Genomic DNA, 21,986 nt, shown 5'->3' with positions numbered 1-21,986 from the left:
GGGCAGGCCTGGGGGGAGGGCGAGGTGGGTGGTGGCGCGGTCGGACTGGGGCGGCTTGGGGCCGGTGTTGAGGAAGCGGGTGGTGCCCCGGTCCTCGCCGATGTCCCCCGTGTTGGCGGAGGTGCTGGTGCCGGGGGTCTCGTCGGTGGTGGCCACGGTGGCCCTCGGGTCGGTCGGGGTCGGCGTGGCCGGTGCGTCCTCCGGCGCTTCGGCCGCCGCGCCCGGCACCGCGTCCGCGGGCACCGCGTCCTCCGGCTCCCCGGCGGGATCGGCGGAACCGGCGGTCCCGGTCGCCTCGGCCTCCTCCGGCGCCTCCAGCGCGCGCACCCGCGCCTCCTGGTCCGCGACCGCCGCCGCGAGCCGCTCGGGGAGCCAGCCGCCCCGGGCCAGGCCCGCCGCACCCTCCAGGGCCAGTTCGGCGGCGACCGTGCCGGCGGTGGGCCGCTCGGCCGGGTCCTTCGCCAGGCAGCCCGCGATCAGCTCGCGCAACTCCTCCGGTACGGCGTCCAGTTCGGGGTCGGCCTCGGCGATCCGGCGGGCGGCCTCCTCGGGCGGGCCCTCCGTGAACGGGGTCGTCCCCGTGGCCGCGTACGCCAGCAGCAGCCCCAGCACGAACAGGTCGGACGGAGCGCCGACCTCCCTGCCCGCCACCTGCTCCGGCGTCAGGTAGCCCAGCCGGACCGAGAGCTGCCCGCCCGGCCTCGCCTCGGCCGCCGCCGCCGCGCCCAGCGGGCCGAACGCGGTGAGCCGGGGCCCGTCCTCGGCCAGCAGCACCGTACCCGGGGCGAGCCCCTGGAGCACCGAGCCGCCCGCGTGGACCCGGGAGAGGATCTCGGCGATGCCCGCGCCCAGTATCCGCAGGGCGCGCTCGGGCAGGGGGCCCGCGATGCCGACCGCCTCGGCCAGCGGCAGGGCGGGTACGTACGCGGTCGCGGTCCAGAGCAGCTCATCCTCGCCGGCCTCCGGGGAACCGGTCTCCAGGGAGCCGGTCTCCAGCGGCGGCGTCACCCAGCCGCCCGCGAGACGTTCGGCGGTGCGGGCCTCGGCCTGGAAGCGGCGCCGGAACGCCGGTACGGCGGCGAGCGCGGGGCGGGCGGCGGTGATCACGGCGAGCTCGCCGGTGCCGGTGTCCCGCGCCACGTACTGCACGGCGCTCGCGGCTTCCTGGAAGCGGGCCAGCACGGTGAAGCGACCGAAACGGCGTGGATCTTCCCTACGCAGCGCCTCCATGGCGCACCCCCCTTGTGACCGTCCTCCGGCGCCCGAGTGACCCGTCCCTCGGCACCTGACCGTCGATCTTAGGGCCTGCGCCTCCGGGAGCGGGCGTTCAGGGCTTGGACCAGGGCCACTTGATGGTGGGGCGCTTGCGGCCGCCGGGGGCGTACTCGTACACCCAGCCGCGCTGGAGGCCGAGCCGCTTGGTGTAGCCGGCCGGGACGCGTTCGTACGCGTACACGGTGGGCGGGGAGCCGTCGGGGGAGGGCACGGGGACCTCGTACCACTTCGGCGGGTGGCCGGTCGGGCCGACCAGGACGGGCAGCACCCGGCCGTCCAGGGGGCCGCCGCGGAAAGGGGTGTTCTCGCTCTTCACCCGGTCAGTCTGCCGCAGTGACCTGCGGCAGCAGGTGTGCCGCCTCGGCGACGACCGGGATGACCAGCTCCGCCAGCCGTCCGGCCGGGCCGTCCGGGGTCTCCAGGGCGAGCAGGTCGCGTACCACCGCCGCGGTCTCCTCGTCGGTGGCGGCCGTCGCGGCGAGCAGCGCGATGAGATGGTCGACCAGCCAGCCGCGCAGCTCGGCCGCCGAAGGCTGCTTGCCCTCGTCCAGCCAGATCAGCGACGCCGCCTCCACGGCCGCGATCCAGCTGCGGACCATCATCCGGAGCCTCGGCCCGGCGCCCCGCCCCCCGGCTCCGCCGATCCGGCCGAGGTGGCTGAGGATCTCCTCGGCCGCCGCCCGCCGGACGCCGTCCACGATCGTCGTCGTACGGGAGGTCTCCACGACGCTGCCGCCGCGCAGCAGGGCGCTGAAGCCGGTGTCGTGCTCGTCGACGAAGCGGAGGTAGCGGTCCAGGACGCGGGCGACCCGCTCGGTCGGCGGGCCCACCGGCGGCTCGGTGAAGCAGAGCTTCAGCTCGTCGGCGGCCGACCCGAGCGCGGCCTCGTACAACTGCTGCCGGCCGCCCGGGAAGTAGCGGTAGACCAGCGGCCGGGAGACCCCGGCCGCCACCGCCACCTCGTCCAGCGAGACCTCGTCGGGGGCCCGGTGGGCGAAGAGGCCGAGCGCCGCGACCAGGAGCTGGGCGCGGCGCTCCTCGACACTGAGCCTGCGGTACGCGCGGGGCGGCGGCGGGGCTGCGGCGGTGGACGTCATGGACCCGAGCCTAAAGCCTCCGGTTCGCACGGCCTCAGGCCAGCAGCCCTGAACTGCGCCACAGCCTGCGGCTGACGCCGTTCAGCAGCCCGATGTCGTCGAAGAAGTCCGTCAGCCGCCGGGACCCGGTCTGCATCACCTCCCTGCGGTGGCCGCTCGCCTTCACCTGGGCGACGGCCTCCCGGCGGTCCAGGCCGACGTTCTCGTACACCTGCGGGTTGACGAAGCAGACGGAGAAGACGCGGGCCGCCTCGCCGCAGCTGACCTTGGTGAGTTCGCGCTCCCAGCGCGGGGCGGTCACCATCTGGCGGCGCAGCTCCTCCCGGGCGTACCGGACGTGCCGCGCCTCCTCGATGACATGGATCCGGGTCACGCCGCGCACCAGGGTCTGCACCCGGTCGTCCGGGAAGGTGAGCCGCTGCATCCAGTCGAGGATCTCCTCGCCGAGCAGGGTCGCGGCGAACGAACCGGGGGTGGTGGAGACGGTCTTCAGGACCCGGGCCAGGTTGTGGTAGACGCGCGGCACCTCGTACGTCGGGGCGCCGCCCCAGTCGATCATGCGGCCGAACATCATCGAGTGCCGGCACTCGTCGGCTATCTCCGTGAGGGCGTAGCGGACGTGGTTGCTGGTCACGGGCTTGTCGTAGACGTGCCGGACCAGCAGTTGCATGAGGATGATCTCGAACCAGATGCCGAGCGAGGCGAGGGCCGCGCCCTCGTGCCGGGAGAGGTCGAGGCGCTGCTCCTCGGACATCCGGTGCCACATCGGGGTGTCGTAGAGCGAGAGCAGCTCCGGCGGCCAGAACCACTTGCCCTCCTCGACGGCCGTGTCCCAGTCGAGTTCGGTGTCCGGGTCGAAGGAGTGCTTGGCCGAGGATTCGAGCAGGCGCGCGGCGATCTGCTCACGGTCGCGGAGCGGGCCGAGGGCGTCACGGAGCACGGTCACATCGCGAGCGGTCGCGGACGTTTCGGTCGGCACGGTCGTCATGGCGGGAGCACCTCACACAGGGGTTGCCGGAAACGGGAGTTACCGGCGGTCACTCCTTATGAGACTGCTCGTCAGCAAGGCCGTCAATCCCTTGCGCACGACTCCGTGCGACTTGTTGACCCGCCGTCTACCAACGTGTGAACCTGCGAGGGGAGGCGATCGGCGTACGCGCCCAACTTCCTCCGCTGTCACGGAACTTGTCAGGAGTTGCCAAGCCGTTCGAGTCAGTCGATTAGCCGAGTCAGTCGAGGCGAAGGAGCCGTCCGTGTCCACTCATGACCTCTACACCACCCCGCCCTCCGAACCGCTCTGGCAGGTCCCCGCCACCGGAGCGGCCCGGTTCAGCTGGGACTACGACGACGGCCGCGAACGCCTCCTCGCCCTCTACCAGAAGGGCAAGGACAAGCAGTGGGACGGCAACAAGCGCATCGACTGGTCGCTGGAGGTCGACCCCACCGACCCGCTCGGCACCCCCGACGAGGCGCTGACGCTGTACGGCACCCCGCACTGGGCGAAGATGACGGAGAAGGACCGGGGCGAGCTGCGCAAGCACTACACCTCCTGGCAGTTCAGCCAGTTCCTCCACGGCGAGCAGGGCGCGATGGTCTGCGCGGCCAGGATCGTGGAGTCCGTCCCCGACCTGGACGCCAAGTTCTACTCCGCCACCCAGACCATGGACGAGGCCCGGCACGCGGAGATCTACGGCCGCTTCCTCCACGAGAAGATCGGCATGCTCTACCCGGTCAACGACAACCTCCAGGGGCTGCTCGGCGACACCCTGCGCGACTCCCGCTGGGACATGCCGTACCTCGGGATGCAGGTCCTCATAGAAGGCCTGGCACTCGCCGCCTTCGGGATGATCCGCGACACCACCACCAAGCCGCTGCCGAAGCAGATCCTCGCGTACGTCATGCAGGACGAGGCCCGGCACGTCGCCTTCGGGCGGATGGCGCTGCGCGACTACTACAAGCAGCTCAGCGACGCCGAACTGCGCGAGCGCGAGGAGTTCGTCATCGAGGGCTGCTACCTGATGCGCGACCGGCTCAGCGGGGTCGAGGTCCTGGAGAACTTCGGCATCGGCAAGCAGGAGGCGAAGGACCTCTCGGAGCACTCCGAGTTCCTCCAGCTCTTCCGCAAGCTGCTGTTCAGCCGGATCGTGCCGTGCGTCAAGGACATCGGCCTGTGGGGCCCCCGGCTCCAGAAGGCGTACGTCGACATGGGCGTCCTCGAACTCGGTGACTCCAACCTGGACCTGCTGATGTCCCAGGACGAGGAGATAGCCGAGGAGCTGGACCGCGAACGCTTCGCCGCCGAGGAGGGGGCCCGGGTGGCGGAGGTCGCGGAGGCGATCGGGGAAGGGCTCGGGGAGGGGAAGGAGGCTGCCTGAGGGCTCTGTCCGCCCAGGCGCTCCGTCAGCCCTGCCGGACCGAGACGGCTTCGTAGACCACGGCCGAACTCGTCGCCGGGCCCCGGCAGGTCAGTTGGCGCTGCGGTGTGCGCCGGGCCCGCACCTCGACGTCGATCGCGATCTCGGCCTCTCCGCCTGCCTCGGCCTCGACCCTGGCCTCTCCGTCGGCGGCGGCCGGGCCCGGCGGGGGGCCCGTGACGCGGATCTGCCAGCCGTCGTCGTCGCGGAACGTCCGGGCGACCGCGTAGTCGTGCCGGCCCGCCGGGCCGAAGCGGTCGAGTACGGCCGCGACGGCGGCCTGCTGCGGCGGGAACAGGTCGGTGTACCCGCGCAGGTGCTCGGCGCGGATACGGCCGGCCAGGTGCTCCTCGACCGCCGTCACGGCCGATCCGGCATCGAGGTTCCCGTAGTAGACGCCGTCGGGCACGACGACGACGTTGGCGGCGAACCGGTCACCGCCCACATGCGTGCACTCCCACACCAGGTCCGGCCGGCGCTCGCTCAGGGCGCGGGCCACGGGCCGCCCGCGCACGGCACAGCAGGCGTCGTGGAGACCGTGGGCGCAGACCAGGACGACGGGCCGGCCGCCGGGCTCCCCGGGCGTGCCCAGGGCATCCACGATCTGTGCCAGGTCCTCGTCACGCCCCCAGGTGCCCCAGTGCTGGCGGTGGGCGCCGGTGGCGTCGTAGCGCAGGACGGCCCAGCGCGGGGGGCCCTGAGGCATGGTGCGGCCGTGGCGCCGCACCAGGAGTACGCGGGCCCGCGCCGCTCGGGCGGCGGCGAACACGAGCGCCTTGGTCTCCGGCTCCAGGTCGAGGCCGTCGAAGCCGTCGGCCGGCCAGCCGCCCCGGTACTCGATCAGCACCCAGGCGGTGCCGTGCGGTGCCGTGCCGACGATCGAGTCGCCGCGCGTCCGGGCGGCGTCCGCGCAGAAGAACCGTCCCGTCGTGGTCACCGCGGTGTGGTCACTCTCCGGTGTGGTCACCGCGGCCCGGTCACTCTCCGGCGGGCACGAGCACGCCCGCGCGCAGCAGCCGTCCGACGAGCGCGACGCCGAGCTCACCGGCGGCGCGGGCCTCGCCGTCGAGCAGCCGGGACACGGACGCCAGGTCGGCCTCGGAGAAGTCCAGCCACCCGACGCGCGTGGTCAGGCGCGAGCCCTCCAGGCGCGCCTCCAGCGCCGCGCGGAGCCGTACGGGCGTGTCCGGACCGAGGCCGTCGACGGTGGCGAGCTGGGCCAGCGGCCCCAGCGGTGCGGGGCGGCCCTGCCCGCGCCGGGCCCGGTGGAAGAGCGGGGCGGAGTCGGCCTCGGCGACGGCGGCGAGGAGCCGCTCGCGGACCATGCCGAGCTCGCCGTCCGGGCCGTCCACCCCCACCGGCAGGGTGCTCCGCATCCGGGGATCGTCGCGCAGTGCGGCGAGGGCCGCCTGCGCGAGCTGCTCGGCCAGCGCGTACCGGGTCCAGGTGTGGATCCCCAGCGTCAGGTGGACGGAGACCCCGCCCTGCGCCTCGGCGGCGTGCAGCCAGCCCCGGGGCAGATAGAGGACGTCGCCGGGCTCCAGCACGGTATCGAGGTGGGCGGCGCCCCGCGCGGCCTCGGCGACGGCGGAGCGGTGGTCGGTCCAGGGCTGGTCGCGCAGCGGATCGGGGTGTACGGGCTCGTGGACGAGCCAGCGCTTCGTTCCCCCGATCTGTACGACGAACACGTCGTGCACGTCGTAATGGGCGTCGAACCCCCGGCTCTGCGGCGGGGTGACATAGGCGTTGGCCTGCACCGGATGCCCCAGCTCCGCGCTCAGCCGGGCACCGAACTCGCCCACCGGCCCCCAGGTGCGCTGGAGCGCCTGGAGCACGAGCGTGGCGCCGTCGGCGAACGCCCGCCACAGCGCCGTGTCGTCGAGCTGGTCGGCGATGGTGGCGCCGGCGCCGGCCGACGAGGTGAACGTCGACTCGGGAAGGGTGGAACCGTCCTTGGCGACGCGGAGGAAGGGCGTACGCAGGCCGCGACGCGAGATCAGCTCATCCACGGCCTCCGCGGAGAACAGGTCGGAGAAGTCGCTCGCGCGGCGGGTGAGCAGCGGCTTCCGGGCCCAGATGTCACGGGCGAACTCTTCCGCGCTCAGCCCGGCCAGACGTGTCTCCAGGACCCCGGCGCCCGGTGCGGCGCCGACGTCCTGGAGCGTGGTTCGGGACGTGCTCAAGAGCGGCTGCCGGACTGGCCCGCTCCGCCGTCCGCTCCGCCGTCCGCACCTCCGTCGGCTCCGCCGTCATGAACGCCCGGGGTGCCGGCCGCGCCGCCGTCGGCCGGACCTTCGGCCCCGCCGTCCGCGCCGCCGTCGGCTCCACCGTCGTGGACGCCCGGGGTGCCGGCCGCGCCGCCGTCCGCCGGTCCTTCGGCCCCGCCGTCAGCGCCACCGTCGGCTCCGCCGTCGTGGACACCGGGGGAGCCGGCCGCGCCGCCGTCCGCGGGGCCCTCCTGCTGGTTCGGGTCCTGCTCGGGGTTGGCCATAATTCCTCCTCTGAGCAAATGACATGAGACCGGGCTCCGTGGGCGAAGCCCGTAATCACCGTATCGCCGCCGGGCGAAAGCAACGATTCGAGCGCGGGGAATGCGTGGGAACGGGGTGAAGGGGCCGGAATTCACCGCCGACCAGCCATCGATCAGCCATCGATCAGCCATTGACCGGGCACTGAACAGCGAAAAGTCCCATGGAAGGCATTCGCCACATGGGCGTCGTCCGGGAAAGGGCCGGTGCGCAGTGTGAGGGATTTCCGGCAGGCTCGCACCTCGTGATCGCCGCGTGGTCTCGGTGCCGCTGAAATCCGCTGCCTGTCGTCGATATTCGATGTACGCCGACGGGCTCCGGCGGCACGATGCCGGTATGACGACCAACCCGTCCTCCGCCCCCGCCACCGCCGCCGGACGCGCGGCCGCCCGCCGCAGCCTCGAAGCGCTCGCGCTCGGCGACGCCTTCGGGGAGCGCTGGTTCCCCCTCTTCCGGGAACGTCAGCAGGCCGCGCACGAGATCCGGGCCCGGCGCACCCCGCAGGAGCCCCTCTGGCACTGGACCGACGACACGGCCCTGGCGCTCGCCCTGCACCGCTCCCTCGACGAGCGCGGCCTCGTCGACCAGGACCACCTGGCCCTCTGCTACGCCCTCGCCTTCGACGCCGATCAGGCCCGCGGCTACGGGCACGGCATGCATCTCCTGCTGCCCCAGCTCCTCGTCGCCCCGGCCGACTGGCGCACCCTGGCCCCCGGGCTCTTCGACGGCGGCAGCCTCGGCAACGGTGCTGCGATGCGGGTCGCCCCGCTCGGTGCCCGCTTCCACGAGGACCTGGACCGGGTCGCGGAGCAGGCCGTCCTCTCCGCCGCCGTCACCCACGCCCACCCGGACGGGATCGCGGGCGCGGTGGCGGTGGCCGTGGCGGCGGCGCTGTCGGCGCGGGGCGAGTTCACCCTGGAGGCCGTCGCGGACCGGACGCCCGAGGGGCCGGTACGGGACGGAGTGCGGCGCGCCGCGGAGACCCCGTTCACCACCGAACCGTGGCGGGCCGCAGACCTCCTCGGCAACGGGCAGCGCATCCGGGCCGACGACACCGTGCCCTTCGCGCTGTGGACCGCGGCCCGCCACCCGGGCGACCTGGAGGCGGCGCTCTGGGCGACGGCCGAGGGGTTCGGGGACGTGGACACCACCTGTGCCATCACCGGCGGGGTGGTCGGGGCGGCGACCGGGACGGCCGGGGCGCCGGAGGAATGGCTGCGCAGGCGCGAGCCGTTGGGGTGAGCCGGGGTGGGAGGGAGCCGTCGGGCATCCCGCCGACGGGGGGAGTTTGTCCCGGCCCGGTACCGATATCCGCCGCGTCGAAATTCCGTTCGCAAACGTGTCGTACCGTGAGCGCATGACCACCCCGCCTCAGCCGCCGCAGGGCCCGTACGGCCCGCCCCCGCACCCGCAGCAGAACCCCTACGGCCCGCCGGCCGCCGCTCCCGGGGTGCCGCAACAGCCGCCCTACGGCTACCCGCAGCAGCCTCCGGCCCCGCCCCAGCAGGGTGGCGGCTGGGGGCAGCCCGGGTGGGGGCAGCAGCAGCCCGGCATACCCGGCGGGGGCGGTCCGGGCGCGGCCGGCTGGCCGCCGCAGGGGCCGGGGGCGCAGCCGCCGCGGAAGAAGCGGACCGGGCTGATCGTCGGCATCGTGGCCGGTGCGGTGGTGCTGGCGGGCGGGATCGCCTTCGGGGTCTCCCAGGTGGTCGGGAGGACCGCCGACGCGGCGTTCCCGGACGCCGAGTACAAGCTCGTCCTGGAACAGAAGCTGCTGGACGGCGAGTTCACCCTGGCCCAGGACCTCTCGTCGACCGAGGGCAAGAAGATCGAGAAGATGTACGACCCCACCGTCCGGGACGCGCGGGCCGTCGTGGGGCAGTACAGCTCGGCCGACGGCGGTGCCCTGGTGATCTCCGGGATGTACGGGCGGTTCACCAGCCCGGACGTGATGACGGGCAAGATGATGGACGGCGGGGCCGCCGGGGACGGCGCGACCGTCGTCGTACCGCCGAAGAAGTTCACCCCCGCCGGATTCGACATCACGATGGAGTGCCAGGTGCTCCAGTCGGTCAAGAGCGGCATCAAGGCCAACATCCCGATGTGCGCCTGGGGCGACGACAACACGGGGGTGTCCGTGGGCATCATCCGTGCCGAGACCGCCCTCAAGGACCCCTCGGCGATCGACCTGGAGGCGGCCGCCGTGGAGACCGCCAAGGTCCGCGAGGAGATCCGCCAGCCGATCGGCTGACCGGCCGGGGTCGGGTCCAAGGCCGGGACCAAGGCCGGGGCCGGGGGGCGGCCCCTACCCCGGCCCCCCCGGCCGGCCCGCCCGCTCGGCTCAGCGCACCCCGGCCGGTGCCGGGAAGCGGGTGCGCAGGGTGAACGCCCGCTCCGTCGGGCCGTGTTCGCGCAGGTGCAGCAGGCGCTCCTCGGCGTCCGCGACCGTCGGGCGTTCCCCCGAGGGCACCCACCACAGGGCGGTCATCGCCTCCCGGACCTGCTCGAACCACTCACGGCGCCGGCGCAGCAGCTCCCGGTGCTGCCCGGCGTACATGAAGGCCGTGAGCGCTTCGGCGTCCCGCCACACCGACATGTTCACGATCAACCAGGCGTCCCCGAAGACCGGGACGTCCGTGGCGTTCCCGGATTCGGAGCGCAGCCGCCACACGAACCCTTCCGCCTGGTCGGCGACCGCGTTCACCGGGTCGAGCCCGTCGACGAAGTCCTTCAACCCCGGTGAATCCAGCGGGAATCTGAGCCGGGCGATGTTCACCTGCGCCAACTCGTGCCGTCCGCCGCCTGTTTCCGTCTCGCCGCCTGTTTCCGTCTCCATGAAGGTCATGGCCGCACGGTAGGCAGGGAGTTCTCCACCGCGCGGGCCATTCCGAGCAGCGAGACGTCCGCCCCGCGCGCCGCGACCAGCTGGAGCCCCACCGGGCAGCCGTCCCCGGTGAATCCGGCGGGCAGGCTGGCCGCCGGGTGCCCGCTCAGGTTGAACGCCCAGGTCAGGGCGGTGGAGTAGAGGGCGCCCGGGCCCTCGTGCCCATGTGGCCGGTTCGGCGTGGCCGGGGTCAGCAGCAGGGGCGCGGCCGCGAAGACGTCGTCCAGCCGCTCGTCGTTGCCCCGCCGGACGGCGACCGCTTCCGGGTCCCCGGGCGACCCGCCCCGCACCGCCTGCCAGGCCCGTACCGGGTCGAGCAGCGCGCAGTCGGCGTCCACCAGGCATACGGTCCCGGCCGCGACCAGCCGGTCCACCGCAGCCCGGACGACGCCCGCCACCTCCGGGTCCACGTCCGCGAACCCCAGGTCCTCGCTGTACACGGCAGGCAGGGGCAGCGAAGGGGTGGCCGGCTCCTCGTACCCGTCCAGCACATGGCGGAGGTAGCGCTCCGCGCCCGCCGCCGACCGGGCCAGCACCCCCGCCGACGCGAGCCCTGACCGGTCGGGGGAGGGGAGCAGCCCGTTCGTCGTCTTCAGCCCGAACGCCCCGCACCAGGCGGCCGGGATGCGCACCGACCCGGCCCCGTCGCTGCCCGTCGCCAGCTCCACCATCCCCGCCGCCACCGCGACCGCCGAGCCCGCCGACGAACCGCCGGGCGTCCGGTCCGCCCGCCACGGGTTGACCGTACGGCCGTGGGCGCCCTGCCCCCAGGTCTGCCAGTAGCTGCCGGGCCCGGGTACGGAGGTCGCGCCGACCGGGACCCCGCCCGCCGCGATCAGCCGGCGGGCGGCGTACGAGCGGATGCCGGAGGGCCCCTTCACGGCGAAGGGCAGCCCGCGCAAGGGGAGTCGGAGTGCTCCGGGCTCACGGGCGAGAGCTTCCTCCGGCCACGCCTCGGTGAACGCGCTGAGCGCCGGGTCCAGCCGCGCGATCCGCTCCAGGGCCCGCGCCACGGCGGACGGTGTCCTCGTCATGGGCCCAGTCTTCCCCTCGTACGACCCCACGCCCTCACTCCTCCAGCGCCGCCTCCATCACCGCCCGGGCGATCGGAGCCGCGCTGCCGCCCCCGCTGATGTCCCCCCGGTCCGCCGCCGCGTCCTCCACCACCACGGCCACCGCGACGGCCGGGCGGCCGGAGTCCGGGGCCTGGGCCCAGGAGATGAACCAGGCGTACGGCAGGCCGGAGTTGTCCACGCCGTGCTGGGCGGTACCGGTCTTGCCGCCGACCGTCACCCCGTCGATCGCCGCGTTCGACCCGGTGCCGTTCTCCACCACGTCGACCATCATCCGCTGGAGCTGCACCGCCGTGGACGGGCTCATCGCCCGGTCGAGGGAGCGCGAGCCCTGCTGCTGCACCGTGTCCCCGTCGGCGGCGGTCACCCGGTCCACCAGATACGGGTACCGCAGGTCACCGCCGTTCGCCACCGCCGCCGCCACCATCGCCATCTGGAGCGGCGTCGCGGTCGTGTTGAACTGCCCGATCGAGGAGAGCGCGAGCTGGTCCTCGCTCATGTCGGTGTCGAAGTTGCTCCGCGCCACCCCGGACGGGATCCGCAGCCCCTTCTCGTTGAAGCCGAAGTGCCCCGCCGTCTCCGCCATCCCCTCCAGCCCGACCTCCACCCCCAGATGGGCCATCACCGTGTTGCAGGAGACCCGGATGGCGTCCGCCAGCGATGCCTTCTCGCAGCCGCGCGCCTCGTCGGGCAGCACCGTCCTCGTGTTCGGCAGGACGTACGGTGACGGGGTGTCCGTGGCCGCGTCCGGGTCCTTCACCACCCGGGCGTCCAGCGCCGCCGCCGCCGTCACGATCTTGAAGGTGGAGCCCGGCGGATAGGTCTGCCGGATCGCCCGGTTGAGCATCGGCAGGCTCTTGGCCGCGTTCAGCCGGGTCCACGCCTCCGTGACCGCCGGACCGGTACCGGAGAGCCGCTCGGGGTCGTACGACGGGGTCGAGACCAGCGCCAGGATCCGGCCCGTCGACGGCTCCAGGGCGGCGACCGCGCCCCGCCGCCCGCTCAGTCCGGCGTACGCGGCGCGCTGCATCGACTCCTTGATGGTCGTGACGACGTTGCCGCCCGGCTGCCGGCCCCGGGTGAACTCGTTCCAGAAGGGCAGAGGGGCCAGGAGCGAGTCCGTACCCGACAGGACGCCGTCCTCGGCGTTCTCCAGGAGTGTGGTGCCGTACGTCTGCGAGGCGTACCCGGTCACCGGCGCGTACAGCGGGCCGTGCAGATAGGTGCGCTCGAAGCTCAGCTGCTCGCCGGTCTCCTTGCTGCCCGTCACGGCCCGGTCGCCGACCAGGATGTTGCCGCGCGGCTGGTCGTAACGGGCGATGGTGGTACGCCGGTTGGCCGGGTTGGCGTCCAGCTCCTCGGCCTCGAAGAGCTGGACGCGGGCCGCGTTGACCAGCAGCGCCACGAGCAGCAGCAGACAGAGGGCGGCGGCCCGCCGGATGTAGCGGATCACCGGTCCTCCTCGGCGGACGGGGCGGCGGACGGGGCGGCGGACGGGTCGATGGACGGGGCGGTGGACGGGGCGGTGGACGGGGCGATGACCCCGGTCTCCACGTGCTCGGGCTCCGGTCTGCGCGCGACGTCGCTGAGCCGGATCAGCAGCGCCACGATGATCCAGTTGGTGACGACGGACGAGCCGCCCTGCGCCAGGAACGGCATCGCCATCCCGGTCAGCGGGATCAGCCCCATCACCCCGCCCGCGATCACGAACACCTGGAGCGCCAGGATCGAGGCGAGACCGATGGCCAGCAGCCGCCCGAACGGGTCGCGGAGTGCCAGCCCGGCCCGGTAGCCGCGCGCCACGAGGAGCGCGTAGAGAAGGAAGACGGCGGTCAGGCCGCTGAGGCCCAGCTCCTCGCCCGCCGTCGCCAGGATGAAGTCGGACTTGGCGGCGAAGCCGATGAGGATGGAGTGGCCCGCGCCGAGCCCGGTCCCGAGCATGCCGCCCGCCGCGAACGCGAACAGCGACTGGGCGAGCTGGCCGGGTCCCCGCCCGGCGTCGATCGAGGCGAACGGGTCCAGCCAGTCCTGCACCCGGCTGTGCACATGCGGCTCGAACGAGCCGACGACGAACGCCCCGATGGCGGCGAGCAGCAGCCCGACCGCGATCCAGCCGGTCCGGCCGGTCGCCACGTACAGCATGATGACGAAGAGTCCGAAGAAGAGCAGTGAGGTGCCGAGGTCCCGCTCCAGCACCAGCACACCGACGCTGAGCAGCCAGATCGCCACGATGGGGCCGAGCACCCGGCCGGTGGGCAGTTGCAGCTTCCAGAACGTGCGGCCGGTGTAGGCGAGCGCGTTGCGGTTGGCGGCGAGATAGGCGGCGAAGAAGACCGCGAGCAGGATCTTGGCGAACTCGCCCGGCTGGAAGGAGAGTCCGCCGATCCTGATCCAGATCTTCGCCCCGTTCACCGCCGGGAAGAAGATCGGCACGATCATCAGGACGAGCGCGGTGGCCACCGAGAGATAGGCGTAGCGCGCGAGCACCCGGTGGTCGCGGAGCAGCACCACGACGGTGGCGAAGAGCGCCACCCCGAGCGTGGACCAGATCAGCTGGGTGGGCGCGGCCTGGTCGCGCGGGGTCTCCAGATCGAGCCGGTAGATCAGCACCAGACCGAGCCCGTTGAGCAGGACGGCGATCGGCAGCAGCAGCGGATCGGCGTACGGGGCCCGGAAGCGGACGGCCATATGGGCCAGCAGGGCCAGCATGCCGAGCCCGGCGCCGTAACCGGCGACATCGGGGGGCACGGCCCCGTCGTGGGCGAGGCCGACGGCCGCGTAACCGTAGACGGAGATGAGGACGGCCCCGATGAGGAGCGAGAGCTCGACCCCACGCCGTCTGCGCAGGCGGAGCTCGGGCGGGGGAGCGTCCGCCGTCGTTGCGGTCATGGTCCGCAACGTAGCAAGAGGCGTGCCGTATTTCCCTTATGTCATAGATGTCATAGCGCGTCCGCCTGGAAGCCGGTGGCTTCCAGGCGGACGGGGTGTGCGGCGTGGCGCGGTCAGCAGAAGCGCGGCGCGGCGCCGATGTTCTCGATGTAGCGGGCCGAACCCCAGGCCCACGTGCCGTCGGTCAGCAGGTACCAGCGGTTGTTGCCGTCGACGTTGTCGCCCGTGGTCTTGCAGAAGATCTTGACGACGGTCCCGTACTTGACCGAGCCCACGACCTTGCTGCTGCGGGTCGGCTTGTCGCGCAGCAGCAGGTACGGCTTGGCGATGACCCGGCCCTTGTAGGTCTTCTTGGGGGCCTGGGGCTTGGCCTGGTTCTGCGTCTGCGCCTCCTTCTGCTGCGCCTCGTACTCGCGCTGGAGGGCCGAGGCGGAGAGCTCGTCGGACGCCGGGGCCGAGGTGTGGGCCTCGCCGCGGTGGTCGACGGGGTGGGGGTCCGCCGCCAGAGCGGGAGCGGCGGCCGTGACCGCCGCGAGGGCGCCGGTGGCGACGCAGAGACCGATCCGGCGGAACCGCGAGGGGCGGGACAGGGGGGACATGCTGCCTCCATGGGAAAGGAAGGGGGACCGTGGGGGGCGCGAGATGATCTCGCCCTCGTCACGCTAAGTTGGCCACGGAGGGTCCGCAACGCGCACTGTGCGTGATGTCAGGCCCAACCGGTGGCCCCCGCGCCCCCGCCGCCCGTGTTCCCGGTGGAATACCCGTCGCCGAGGAGTACGTACTCCGGCAGCGTCAGCCGGGCCAGCGCCCCGCCGTCCGGGGGATTCAGGAACTCCAGCCGCGCCCCGATCACCGCGGCCTGGCCCACCGCGATGGTCAGCCCGAGTCCGTGGCCCTTGCCTGCGCCGTCCGTGCGGAACCGCTGCGGACCGCCCTCCAGGAGGTACGCCGGAAAGCCCGCGCCATGGTCGCGCACGGAGACCACCGCGCCCTCCACGCCCAGCACCACCGGGCCGGCGCCGTGCCGGTGGGCGTTGGCCACCAGATTGCCGAGGACCCGCTCCAGCCGCCGCCGGTCCGTCTCCACCGGCGCCGGATCCACGACCCGTACCTCGGTCTCCGTGCCGGAGGCCCGCACCACCCGTTCCACCAGCGGGGCGAGATCGTGCACGGCCAGGTCGACCTGCTCCGTCCGGGCGTCCAGGCGCGAGATCTCCAGCAGGTCCTCGGTCAGCGACCGCATCGCCCGCACCCGGTCCCGCACCAGCTCCGCCGGACGCCCCGGCGGCAGCAGCTCGGCGGCGGCCGAGAGGCCGGTGAGCGGGGTGCGCAGCTCGTGCGCCACATCGGCGGTGAACCGCTGCTCCGTCTGGAGCTTGCGCTGGAGACTGGAGGCCATGGTGTCCAGGGCGCCCGAGACGATCGCCACCTCGTCCTGGCCGCGCACGGGACGTGCCGTACGGGGGTCGCCGACCCGGGCGTCGAGGTCGCCCGCGCTGATCCGGCGGGCCACCCGGGCCGTCTGGTGCAGCCTGCGGGTCACCCGGCCGACGGCGATGAGGCCGACGACCAGGGTGGCGGCGATGGCCAGCAGCGAGGACCCGATGATCGCCCGGTCCAGGCCCGCGATGGTGCTGGCGCTGTGGCTGTAATCCGTCCAGGTGGCCAGCGCCCGCCCGTCCGCCGGGCCCGCCGCCCACATCGCGGGGCCGCCGCGCCCGTCCGGGTCGCCCGGCCGGTGCGGGCCTTCCGCGACCATGGTGCCGCGCTCGCCGCCCGCGGCCAGGGCGCGCAGCGAGGCGGGCAGGCCCGCCGGGTCGATGCCGGAGCCCCGGGGCAGCGGCTCCCCGGCCTCGTACGCGTCGGTGACGACCTCCAGCCGGTCCAGCGCCTTCTCGCGGGCGTGGGAGACCGTCTGCCGGGTGACGGCGGTGTGTACGAGGACGCCGAGGAGGGCGGCGAGGGTGCAGCACATGACGGTCAGGAAGACCGCGGACTTCCAGGTGAGGGTCGCGGCCCAGGCGGGGAGGCGGAACCGGCGCCGCCTCATCGGCCGTCCGCCGAAGGGCTCTCGCTCGGACGGCCGTCTGTCGCGGAGGCCGAGGGGCTCGGGGTCCGGTCGCGGCCGGTGTCCTTGCGCCGCTCCGGCGCCCGCAGGATCTCGTCCCGGGTGGCCAGCATCGCCTGCTGCCGGTCGTCCCAGGACCAGGCGGTGCGGTACTCGTACCCGGAGATCGCCGAAGGGGCCCGCAGGATCAGGTCCCGGCCCGCCAGTTCCACGCTGATCACGGCGTCCGAGGTGGACATGATCCGGGTCAGCCCGCCCCGGTCAGCTTGGTCGGACCGGTCGCCCCGGTCACCCTCGTCGGCCCGGTAGGCGCGCACGGCTAGCTGGCGGCCGGGCATCCGGATGCCGACCACCAGTTCGTCCCTGCCGTCGCCGGTCAGGTCGAAGTAGTACGGGGCCAGGACCGGGCAGTCGTCCGGTGCCGTCCGGCAGGCGCGGATCTGCCGGACCGTGGCGTCGGGCAGCTCGTCCAGCCCGCTGTCCCGGTCGGTCTTCGCCTTCAGCCCGGCCTGCACCACCGCGACCGGGTCCAGCCGGTGCACATCGCCGCCGGGCACCGTGATCCCGGGGATCCTGGCCGTCTCGCCCTCGCCGTAGTCGTACGGGGCGGCCGAGGCGGGCGGCAGGTCCGGCCACAGGCGGGCCGGCTCCACCGCCGATGGGGCCTCGCCGGCGCTCTCAAGACCGCCGGCCGCACCGCAGCCGGAGACCAGGGCGAGCGCGGCCACGGCGGACGCGACGGCGGGGACGCGGACCGGGCGCACGGCTGGCCCTTCTCCTGGACGACAGGGGGCCTACACCCTAGGACGTGACCGTGCGCAATGCCCACTTCGTACCCTTACGCGGCCTGGTGCCGCCCGGGCGCCTCAACGCTGGTACGGGTTCTGCCCCGGCTGCGTGAAGCCCGGCTGCTGCGGGTGCTGCCCGTGGCCGCCGTCCGGGCCCGCCGCGTGCTGGGCGAGCAGCTGGTCGGCCTGCTCCTTGGATATCTGCTGCTCCCCGCCGCAGAACGTGCACTGCGTCGCGTACTTCGTCGAGAACGGGAAGAGCGGGATGAAGAACAGGGTGAACTTCGTGACCCGCTTGCGCAGGGTGTGCGCCGCCGGATTGCCGCACCAGCCGCAGACCATCGTCAGGATGGCCAGCTGGTACAGATAGCCCTTGGTACCGAAAATGATCATGCCGTGCTGCCTTTCCCCGTCCCCCGGAGTGCCTGTCGGCACAGCGCCAGGAGCTTTTCGTCCTCGTAGGTGTCATGGCTGCCGTACCCGCCGTCCAGCGCGTTATGACGGCGTACGGAGGAGAGCTCGGCGCGCAGCACCTGTGCCGCCGTCGACGCCGGGCCCACCGGACCCATCCGTGCCAGGCATTCTGCCACCCGGACGCGGACGTGGCGGTTCTTCTCCCAGGCGGTGAGGAGCACCTCGGTGCTCTCCTCCGGCCGCCCGGTCACCTCCCAGAGCGCGATCGCCGCGTCCACCCGCAGCCACAGCTCGTCGTGGGCCAGCAGCCCGCGCAGCCGGGGCGCCACCACCGCCGCCTGCGGCCCGAGCGCCCCGAGCGCCGCCGCGGCGGCCCGCCGGTCGTGCACCTGGTCCGACCCGAGCCCCTCGGTCAGCACGGGCAGCACCGCGTCCCGGTCCCCGGCGACCGCCCAGAGCGCCTCGGCGGCCTCCGTGGCCGTCCCGGGCCGGCGGAGCATCGCATGCAGCTCGGGCACCGCCTCCCGGGCCGCGGGCCCGAACGAGCCGAGCGCCCGCAGCGCCGCCGTACGCAGCCACTCGCCCCGGTACTCCGGGGCGCCGCGCAGCACCCGCAGCACCTCCGGCGTCGCCTCGCCCGCCCGCAGCCCGGTCAGCCCGGCCAGCAGCGGGCTCGCCCGGTCGTACGCCCCCTCGTCCAGCGCCACCCCGGCGAGCCTGCGCCGCAGCGCCGCGGCCAGCGGACAGGCGGCCCGCCCGAGGTGGGCGACCGCGAACCCCACGTCGTGCGGCACCTCCGGCAGCTCCAGGGCCGCCGCCAGGGCGGGCACCGCACGGGCGTCGCCGAGCCGGGACAGCGCCTTCACCGTGGAGCCGAGCCCCGGCGGACCGCTGGCCCACTCCTTCACCCAGCCACCGGGGTCGGCCGCCAGCCGGGCCGCCAGCGCGTCGGCGGTCGGCGCGGCCAGCGAGAACAGCTCCTCCAGCACGTGCGAGGCGGCCTCGGCCAGCCGGGGCTCGGGGTCGGCGAGCTGATCGCCGACGAGCGCCACCAGCTCCCCGTACGAGCCGCGCCAGGCCCGTATCAGCCCGCCGCTCATCCGTACGGCGTCGATGCGCTGCCAGCGGTCCGGGCTGCGGAGCTGGTCGACGAGGAGCGCCGTACGGTCGCCGACCCGGTCGTCGAGGCCGACGTGCAGGGTGCGCAGGAGATCGGCGGCCCAGGGGGCGCCGCGTCCGGCGCTGTCCTGGGCGGAGAGCGCACGCAACTGGCCCACCAGGGTGGGGGCCGCGCCCGGCTCGGCCCGGGAGAGGTCCGGACAGCCGACCGGGTCGGTCTCCGGCTCCGGCTCCACCTCGGCGTCGGCCTCCGGCTCGGTGTCCGGGTCCGCGTCCGGTGCGCCGCCCGGGGCCGTACGCAGCTCGCGCAGCAGCGCCGACACGACGGGCACCACATCGTGGGGCAGCGCGTCGGGGCAGCAGCGCGCCAGCTGGGCGAGGGCGGCGAGCCGCAGCCCCGGCGCGCGTTCCCGGTCCACCAGCAGGGTCAGCCACTCGACCACCCGCCCCGCCAGCGGACGGTGGCGCAGGGCGACCCGCCCGGCCGCCTCCACGAGGGCGAGCCGCACCTCCTCGTCGGGCTCCGCCGGCAGCCGCTCCCGCAGCAGATCGAGGACCCGCACGGGGTGCCGGTGCAGGGTGGCGAGCGCCAGCGGGGCGGCCAGCCGCACCCCGGGGTCCTCGTCGGCGATCAGCTCGAAGAAGACCCCCGCCCCCGCGGTGACCGCGGCCGCCGCCATCGCGTAGTTCGCGGCGCCCTCGATCTCGTCCTCGTCGATCTCGTCGTCGTCCTCGTCCAGATCGAAGCCGCCGATGCTGGTGAGCAGCTCGACCACGCTGCCCCGGTCCTGCACGTCCGGGTCCACGGCGAGCTCGAAGAGGAAGGGGATGCACGCGAGGGTGCAGGCGTAGACGTCCCCCTGGTGGTGCACGGCCCCGTACATCCCGTCGAGCGCGCTCTCCCGCTCCGCCGGATCGGCGGAGGCGAGCCCCCTCAGGAGCACCGGCACGTCGTCGGCGGGCCCGTAGGCATGCTCCATCGAAGCCCAGTCGACCTCATCGATCCCCGAGAACACGCCATCCCCTCCCCACGTCACGGCGGCGTCCGGAAGCTCCACCCGTCTCCGGCCACCTGTTCCCCAGGCGCACCCGCTCGCCGGGCACACCCGTTCCCCAAGCCCCTGCGGCGCGTCCCGAAGAAAGCGCCTGCGCAGAGTGTGCACCACGGCTCCGACAATCCACCCGCCACTTGCGGCCTTTCCTCGGGCCGTGACCAGGTCATGACCCCGTCATGACGGGACGGCCGAAAGGGAACCCGGGCATTGGCTGTGAATCCCCGTGACCTGGTCCGTGAACCCCTGTGCCCCGAGCGTGGATCAGGGGGAGCCCGCCGGAAGCGGTCGCGCCCGTTCCGGGTCGAGCAGGGGCCCGAGCAGGTCCCCGTACCGCTCCAGCCGCCCGGCCATGTCCTGAGCCCGGAACACCAGCGCCTCCGGCTTCCGGCACCCCTCGATCTCGTCCCAGGTGACCGGCGCGGAGACGGTGGGCTCGGGCCTGGCCCGCAGGGTGTAGGGGGTTGCGGTGGTCTTCGACGCCGAGTTCTGGCTGAAGTCGACGAAGACCTTCCCGGGCCGCAGAGCGCGCTTCATCCGGTGCAGGGCCAGCCCCGGCAGAGCGCTCTCCGCCTCCACCGCCAGCCGCTTCGCGTACGCGGACACCTCGGCGGACGGGACCGGCTCCAGCGGGACCAGCAGATGCAGCCCCTTGGAGCCGGACGTCTTCCCGTACGCGAACAGCCCGTCGGCGGCGAGCCGCTCCCGCAGCCAGAGGGCCACCGCGCAGCACTCCACGATCGTCGCGGGCGAGCCGGGGTCCAGGTCGAAGACCAACCGGTCGGCGATCTCCGGCTCCTTCGCCCGCCACTGCGGCGTGTGGAACTCCACCACCAGATTGGCCGCCCACATCAGCGCGGGAAGGTCCTGGACCATCACCTGGCGGGCGGCCGGGTCCTCGCTCCGCGGCACGGGGGTGGTGCGCACCCAGTCGGGCGTACCGGGCGGCGGATTCTTGGTGAAGAAGAGCTGCCCCCCGGGCCCGTCGGGATAGCGCAGGAAGGAGACCGGGCGGTCGCGGAGATGGGGCAGGATCACGCCCGCCGCTGTGGCCGCGTAGTAGTGCAGCACCTCGCCCTTGGTGGTCCCGGTGGCCGGATACAGCACCTTGTCGAGGTTGCTGAGCGAGAGGCGCCGCCCCTCCACCTCCGTGATCGGCGTCATACGATAAGAGTCACACGAACCACGTGAATCACACGAGAACCTACTCAACCGTCTTTAACGGCCAAAAGGGGTGAACGGTGAGGTCCATATGGAACGGCGCGATCTCCTTCGGGCTGGTGAGCATCCCGATCAAGCTCGTCAACGCCACCGAGAACCACTCGATCCACTTCCGGCAGATCCACCTCGCCGACGGTGGCCGGATCCGGTACCGCAAGGTCTGTGAGCTGGACGAGGAGGAGGTGTCGGGCGGCGAGATCGGCAAGGCCTACGAGGACGCCGACGGCACGATGATCCCGATCACCGACGAGGATCTCGCCCAGCTCCCGCTGCCCACGGCCAAGACCATCGAGATCGTCGCCTTCGTGCCCGCCGACGAGATCGACCCGCTCCAGATGGACGCGGCGTACTACCTCTCCGCCAACGGGGTCCCGGCCGCCAAGCCGTACACCCTGCTGCGCGAGGCGCTCAAGCGCAGCAACAAGGTCGCCGTCGCGAAGTACGCCCTGCGCGGCCGCGAACGGCTGGGGATGCTGCGGGTCGTCGATGACGTGATCGCGATGCACGGCCTGCTCTGGCCCGACGAGATCCGGGCGCCCGAGGGGGTCGCCCCGGACAGCGACGTCACGGTCCGCGACGCCGAACTCGACCTGGCCGACGCGCTGATGGACACCCTCGGCGAGGTCGACATGGACAGCCTCCACGACGACTACCGGGAGGCGGTGGAGGAGCTCATCGCGGCGAAGGCGTCCGGGGAGGCGGTGCAGCCGTCGGAGTCGGAGGACAGCGGCGGCGGCAAGGTCATCGACCTGATCGCGGCCCTGGAGAGCAGTGTCCGCGCGGCGAAGAAGTCCCGGGGCGAGGGGGAGGGGGAGGCCGAGAGCGAGGAGGACATGGCGGACGTCCACCCCATCAAGAAGAAGGCGACACCTCGGAAGACCGCGCCTCAGAAGTCCTCGCCCAAGTCCACGGGCGGCAAGAAGTCGACGGCCTCCACAGCCAAGAAGACGACGCAGAAGAAGACGACATCCAAGTCGACCTCGTCCGCCTCCTCGTCCAAGGGCACGTCCTCGGCGAACTCGGCGAAGAAGCAGACGTCGTCCGGCTCTCGGAGCACCACGAAGAAGAAGACGGCCGCGCCCCGCAAACGCGCCTCCGCCTGACCCCGCCGCGTACCGGCCCCGCATCGATCCCCGGCCCCGGCTCCCCCCTGTCGTACGGCACCCG

General features: G+C 73.4%; 21 protein-coding genes. 4 read left to right on the top strand and 17 right to left on the bottom strand.

Annotated features, from left to right (window positions below; translation table 11 throughout):
• The 4 genes from IF17_RS0123680 to IF17_RS0123665 form a co-directional block, all read right to left on the bottom strand.
• A partial coding sequence (locus IF17_RS0123680; RefSeq protein WP_030569269.1) for a protein kinase domain-containing protein occupies positions 1 to 1,230 on the bottom strand: 1,230 nt, incomplete at its 3' end.
• Positions 1,231 to 1,327: 97 nt separating this feature from the next.
• Entirely contained in the window at positions 1,328 to 1,591 is a 264-nt protein-coding gene (locus tag IF17_RS0123675) for a hypothetical protein (protein ID WP_018509952.1), read from the bottom strand.
• Between the two features lie 4 nt (positions 1,592 to 1,595).
• Positions 1,596 to 2,372 carry a TetR/AcrR family transcriptional regulator gene (locus IF17_RS0123670; protein ID WP_030569266.1) on the bottom strand — a complete coding sequence of 259 codons (777 nt, stop codon included), beginning with the start codon at positions 2,370 to 2,372 and terminating at the stop codon, positions 1,596 to 1,598.
• Between the two features lie 34 nt (positions 2,373 to 2,406).
• Positions 2,407 to 3,360, bottom strand: coding sequence for an AurF N-oxygenase family protein (locus IF17_RS0123665; protein ID WP_030569263.1), 954 nt, complete (start codon positions 3,358 to 3,360; stop codon positions 2,407 to 2,409).
• A gap of 265 nt (positions 3,361 to 3,625) precedes the next feature.
• Between IF17_RS0123665 and IF17_RS0123660 the strand changes: the two genes are divergently transcribed.
• Positions 3,626 to 4,747 (top strand): ferritin-like domain-containing protein, encoded by a 1,122-nt coding sequence (locus IF17_RS0123660; RefSeq protein WP_030569259.1) that lies wholly within the window; start codon positions 3,626 to 3,628, stop codon positions 4,745 to 4,747.
• A gap of 25 nt (positions 4,748 to 4,772) precedes the next feature.
• Here the strand turns inward: IF17_RS0123660 and IF17_RS0123655 are convergent, their stop codons facing one another.
• The 3 genes from IF17_RS0123655 to IF17_RS0123645 are packed head-to-tail and all read right to left on the bottom strand — an operon-like array spanning position 4,773 to position 7,277.
• A complete protein-coding gene (locus IF17_RS0123655; protein ID WP_030569256.1) occupies positions 4,773 to 5,723 on the bottom strand; it encodes a sucrase ferredoxin in 951 nt (316 codons plus the stop codon).
• A gap of 40 nt (positions 5,724 to 5,763) precedes the next feature.
• A complete protein-coding gene (locus tag IF17_RS0123650; RefSeq protein WP_030569253.1) occupies positions 5,764 to 6,969 on the bottom strand; it encodes a cupin domain-containing protein in 1,206 nt (401 codons plus the stop codon).
• A complete protein-coding gene (locus IF17_RS0123645; RefSeq protein WP_030569250.1) occupies positions 6,966 to 7,277 on the bottom strand; it encodes a hypothetical protein in 312 nt (103 codons plus the stop codon). Before IF17_RS0123645 ends, IF17_RS0123650 begins: the two co-directional genes overlap by 4 nt.
• 373 nt (positions 7,278 to 7,650) lie before the next feature.
• Between IF17_RS0123645 and IF17_RS0123640 the strand changes: the two genes are divergently transcribed.
• A complete protein-coding gene (locus IF17_RS0123640; RefSeq protein ID WP_030569247.1) occupies positions 7,651 to 8,556 on the top strand; it encodes an ADP-ribosylglycohydrolase family protein in 906 nt (301 codons plus the stop codon).
• A gap of 115 nt (positions 8,557 to 8,671) precedes the next feature.
• Positions 8,672 to 9,562: a hypothetical protein gene (locus tag IF17_RS0123635; protein ID WP_030569244.1), complete on the top strand. Its 891-nt coding sequence runs from the start codon at positions 8,672 to 8,674 to the stop codon at positions 9,560 to 9,562.
• A 90-nt stretch (positions 9,563 to 9,652) separates the two neighbouring features.
• On the opposite strand, the gene IF17_RS0123630 is transcribed toward IF17_RS0123635, so the two are convergent.
• The 10 genes from IF17_RS0123630 to ligD form a co-directional block, all read right to left on the bottom strand.
• The gene (locus tag IF17_RS0123630) at positions 9,653 to 10,147 is read right to left on the bottom strand and encodes a DUF3291 domain-containing protein (protein ID WP_051884111.1); all 495 of its coding nucleotides are present in this window, start codon (positions 10,145 to 10,147) and stop codon (positions 9,653 to 9,655) included.
• A 5-nt stretch (positions 10,148 to 10,152) separates the two neighbouring features.
• Positions 10,153 to 11,229 carry an amidase family protein gene (locus IF17_RS0123625; protein WP_030569239.1) on the bottom strand — a complete coding sequence of 359 codons (1,077 nt, stop codon included), beginning with the start codon at positions 11,227 to 11,229 and terminating at the stop codon, positions 10,153 to 10,155.
• Between the two features lie 34 nt (positions 11,230 to 11,263).
• Positions 11,264 to 12,721 (bottom strand): penicillin-binding transpeptidase domain-containing protein, encoded by a 1,458-nt coding sequence (locus IF17_RS0123620; protein ID WP_030569236.1) that lies wholly within the window; start codon positions 12,719 to 12,721, stop codon positions 11,264 to 11,266.
• Positions 12,718 to 14,157, bottom strand: coding sequence for an FtsW/RodA/SpoVE family cell cycle protein (locus IF17_RS0123615; protein WP_030569233.1), 1,440 nt, complete (start codon positions 14,155 to 14,157; stop codon positions 12,718 to 12,720). The genes IF17_RS0123620 and IF17_RS0123615 overlap by 4 nt, the downstream gene beginning before the upstream one ends.
• 113 nt (positions 14,158 to 14,270) lie before the next feature.
• Positions 14,271 to 14,756 (bottom strand): SH3 domain-containing protein, encoded by a 486-nt coding sequence (locus IF17_RS0123610; RefSeq protein ID WP_030569230.1) that lies wholly within the window; start codon positions 14,754 to 14,756, stop codon positions 14,271 to 14,273.
• A 107-nt stretch (positions 14,757 to 14,863) separates the two neighbouring features.
• Positions 14,864 to 16,207, bottom strand: coding sequence for a sensor histidine kinase (locus IF17_RS0123605; protein WP_030569227.1), 1,344 nt, complete (start codon positions 16,205 to 16,207; stop codon positions 14,864 to 14,866).
• Positions 16,204 to 16,989: a hypothetical protein gene (locus IF17_RS0123600; RefSeq protein ID WP_030569224.1), complete on the bottom strand. Its 786-nt coding sequence runs from the start codon at positions 16,987 to 16,989 to the stop codon at positions 16,204 to 16,206. The genes IF17_RS0123605 and IF17_RS0123600 overlap by 4 nt, the downstream gene beginning before the upstream one ends.
• 102 nt (positions 16,990 to 17,091) lie before the next feature.
• The gene (locus IF17_RS0123595; RefSeq protein ID WP_018509936.1) at positions 17,092 to 17,406 is read right to left on the bottom strand and encodes a zinc-ribbon domain-containing protein; all 315 of its coding nucleotides are present in this window, start codon (positions 17,404 to 17,406) and stop codon (positions 17,092 to 17,094) included.
• Positions 17,403 to 19,562, bottom strand: coding sequence for a HEAT repeat domain-containing protein (locus tag IF17_RS0123590; RefSeq protein WP_030569221.1), 2,160 nt, complete (start codon positions 19,560 to 19,562; stop codon positions 17,403 to 17,405). Before IF17_RS0123590 ends, IF17_RS0123595 begins: the two co-directional genes overlap by 4 nt.
• A 300-nt stretch (positions 19,563 to 19,862) precedes the next feature.
• The gene (ligD, locus tag IF17_RS0123585; protein ID WP_030569217.1) at positions 19,863 to 20,762 is read right to left on the bottom strand and encodes a non-homologous end-joining DNA ligase; all 900 of its coding nucleotides are present in this window, start codon (positions 20,760 to 20,762) and stop codon (positions 19,863 to 19,865) included.
• A gap of 77 nt (positions 20,763 to 20,839) precedes the next feature.
• Here ligD and ku point away from each other — a divergent pair, with 77 nt between their 5' ends.
• The gene (ku, locus tag IF17_RS0123580; protein ID WP_030569215.1) at positions 20,840 to 21,922 is read left to right on the top strand and encodes a non-homologous end joining protein Ku; all 1,083 of its coding nucleotides are present in this window, start codon (positions 20,840 to 20,842) and stop codon (positions 21,920 to 21,922) included.
• The last annotated feature ends 64 nt before the right edge of the window (positions 21,923 to 21,986 follow it).

It is taken from the genome of Streptomyces cyaneofuscatus (genome assembly GCF_000718135.1).
GTDB classification, from domain to species: domain Bacteria; phylum Actinomycetota; class Actinomycetes; order Streptomycetales; family Streptomycetaceae; genus Streptomyces; species Streptomyces cyaneofuscatus.
Note: the sequence above shows the minus strand (reverse complement) of the source record. Positions and strands in the feature narration are given on the sequence as shown.